This is a genomic window from Mesorhizobium sp. M1A.F.Ca.IN.020.06.1.1, from assembly GCF_004023265.1.
GTDB lineage: Bacteria > Pseudomonadota > Alphaproteobacteria > Rhizobiales > Rhizobiaceae > Mesorhizobium.
Window position 1 is genome coordinate 1 of the sequence record NZ_RZSR01000846.1, and the last position, 2,654, is coordinate 2,654.

The 2,654-nt window shown below is 58.7% G+C and carries 1 protein-coding gene and 2 pseudogenes; 1 reads left to right on the top strand and 2 read right to left on the bottom strand.

What is annotated here, in order from left to right; genetic code table 11:
* Positions 1-442 (bottom strand): annotated as a pseudogene (locus EOA60_RS27900) (hypothetical protein); the annotation flags it as partial.
* Positions 439-2,004, bottom strand: a complete 1,566-nt coding sequence (locus tag EOA60_RS27905) for a recombinase family protein (protein WP_245479239.1) — start codon at positions 2,002-2,004, stop codon at positions 439-441. The pseudogene EOA60_RS27900 and the gene EOA60_RS27905, both read right to left, overlap by 4 nt.
* A gap of 61 nt (positions 2,005-2,065) precedes the next feature.
* Here EOA60_RS27905 and EOA60_RS27910 point away from each other — a divergent pair.
* Positions 2,066-2,320, top strand: a pseudogene (locus EOA60_RS27910) (type II toxin-antitoxin system HicB family antitoxin); the annotation flags it as partial.
* Between the last annotated feature and the right edge of the window lie 334 nt (positions 2,321-2,654).

Sequence of the window (2,654 nt, forward strand, 5' to 3'; positions counted from 1 at the left end):
CTCGCAACAAGGGGAAAATCTTCAAGGGGGCGCCGAAATCGTTCAGGAGGTCGAGAGCCTCGAGACAGACACCGCCGACAAGCTGCGGCTCGGCTGTGCACAACGAGGCTTGCTGATCCTCAGAACGGGAATTCGGTCCGCCGCTTGGCGAACCGTGCGTCAAGATAGAAGGCAGCGTTGCGAGATCATGCGCCTGCAGCAAGGCGCGGAACGACGCGTTGGCCAGGATCTGACCGGTGGCATTGACGACGACTTGCAGTTGATGCCGCACTGCGGCGGCTTCTCTGATGAAATCCTGCATCCGATCGAATTGGCGTTTATAGGTCCGCAAGAATGCCGGGCCACGCAATGGATTCTGCGGCGCCTGCAAATTGCTCGTCAGACGGGTGGCATGCCGGTTGTTCTCGACGAAGCGACGAAGCTCGGCCTTGGTTACTATCACGTGATCGCCGAAATCGATTCTCGTCTCGCCATCTCCACGACAGGATCGAGCGAAGCGAAGAGGAAGGCATCAAGGCGCACGCCGTTGTTTGCGTTGAGCATGCGAAGGGCGGATTGCGCTTGATGCGCGGGCGCAATGAGGAAGTCACGAACAGTTTGATGATCAGGCTCCATTCTGATCAAAATCGTCACATCTGGCCCAACGAGACCGCGGTTCCAAAATATCCAGCGTGGATAGCCGGTGACGATAATCCGATAGCGCGCGATCCATATCGCGATGGAGAATTCGTCATTGACGCACAAAAGCTTTGTTTTGGGATCGTACAGTGCCGAACCACCGACCTTGTCAATGTTCGACATCAATTCCTCGACGACTTGCTGCCGGATCTGTTTGAGCCGGTTGCTGACATCGAGTTTCCGATAGTTCGCCGAGGCGTCGTATCCGATCAACTGGTAGGCGGCCCTCATGCTTCCAAATCGGTGCGCGTAAATGGAGGCTGAATGACAGAAGGGGGCGGCGTCTATGATTGGGCTCGACAGCTTCCCCCGCTCTTTCAGGAGCTTGGTCAGATCGGCAAGCAGCTCCTCATCGGGCTTAAGGTAAGCGCGCGCGCGCCTGATAGCTTGCGCACGATCGAAAAGCGCCCGGGTCACGAGCGGCTCGATGACAGCGTCGGCGCGAACAAATGCGCTTGGCGGATTTCTTACCCGGTCGTGTAGAAGCCTATGGGATACTCGATTCCAGACGTTGTTGCCGATGTACTTCTCGCTCGTCAGTATCGTGCCCACGCATGCTTTGGTCCATGGTCGGCCGCGTTCAGTAACCAGGCCGCGAGCGTTTAATGCAGTCGCAATTTCGGCTTCCGTTTTTCCCTTCGTCACGAATTGATTGAACATCCATCTTACGGTGGAGACCTCCTCTTTTGGCCCCGGCACCAGAATGACGCGATCGCTTGCCAGCCCTTTTCGCTCGTTGCGATGAAGCATCGCCTTGGGATTTCCGGAGCCGTCAACAAGAAGGCGCCTGAAGCCATAGCCGGCGGGGCCACCGCCGCTGAAACCCAGTGCGACTATCCGGCTTTGACCGGCGAAGACCCTGTTCGACAGCATGCGGCTGTACTCCGCGGCCATGCTGCGTTTGATTGCCTTCAGGACGTCGGACCCGATGCTCCCATCGTTCACGAACAGCTCGGCGCAGAACTCGATCCGCACTCCGGCCATCTGGCACCGGTATTCATAGGTGGCGCTTTCATCGGTATTCTGGAAGCGCCCCCAACGGCTCACATCGTAGACAACGACGGTTTCGAAATCGGCTCGCCGGCTTTCCACATCTTCCAACAGCTGCTGCAAGCCTGGGCGTCCCACGAGGCTGAGGCCACTTCGCCCGGGATCCTCATAGGTCGCAACAATGTCATAACCCATGACCTTCGCATAATTGCGGATCGCATCTCTCTGGTTGTCGATCGAGTAGATCTGCCTGTCTGTGGACATGCGCAGATACTCGGCCGCACGGATCCTTGGCCTCCCGAGGGGGCCGGCGGGAGCCGTTGCAGACTTGTCCATCTTGCACCGTCGTGCGGGTGTTCTAAGCTAGGGGCCGGCCGCAGCGCGGCAAGAGGAAACGATGCGCCAGTACATCGGGTTGATCCACAAAGAAGACGCCAGCGATTACGGAGTGTCCTTTCCTGACTTCCCCGGCGTCGTTACCGCCCGCGCTAGCCTCGGCGAAGCGCGCGACTTAGCCGAACAGGCTCTCGCCTTTCATGTTGAGGGTCTGATTGATGATGGCGAGGCGATCCCAGAACCTAGCTCTCTTGAACAGATCATGGCTGACGCCGACAATCAGGAGCTCGCGACCATCATTGTTCCATTGAGGACCCGCTGAAGGGTTACTGCCGAGAGGGTCGCCTTTGCCGTTTGGCAACCATGGCCTTCAACCACCGGGAAACCCTGACTCATTTCGTGAGCAGGCTCCGCCGCCGTTCCGCCGCAATGCGAGCCCACTTCGGCCAGGTACGCCCCTGTTTTAGTTGGTCTTTGGGGCTTGAAGGAGTTCTGGAGATGATGATCAAGAAGGTTTTTGTGGCGGTGCTGATGACCGCGGCACTTGCCGGATGCGAGACCCAAACGGAGGGCCAGCAGCGTGCCACCACCGGCGCGCTGATCGGCGGCGCCGGCGGCGCACTGGTCGGCCAGGCGATTGGCGGCAACAC

Bases quoted from the DNA above. Each gene is read 5' to 3' on its own strand.
- EOA60_RS27905 (WP_245479239.1), bottom strand. From the start codon at position 2,004: ATGGACAAGTCTGCAACGGCTCCCGCCGGCCCCCTCGGGAGGCCAAGG.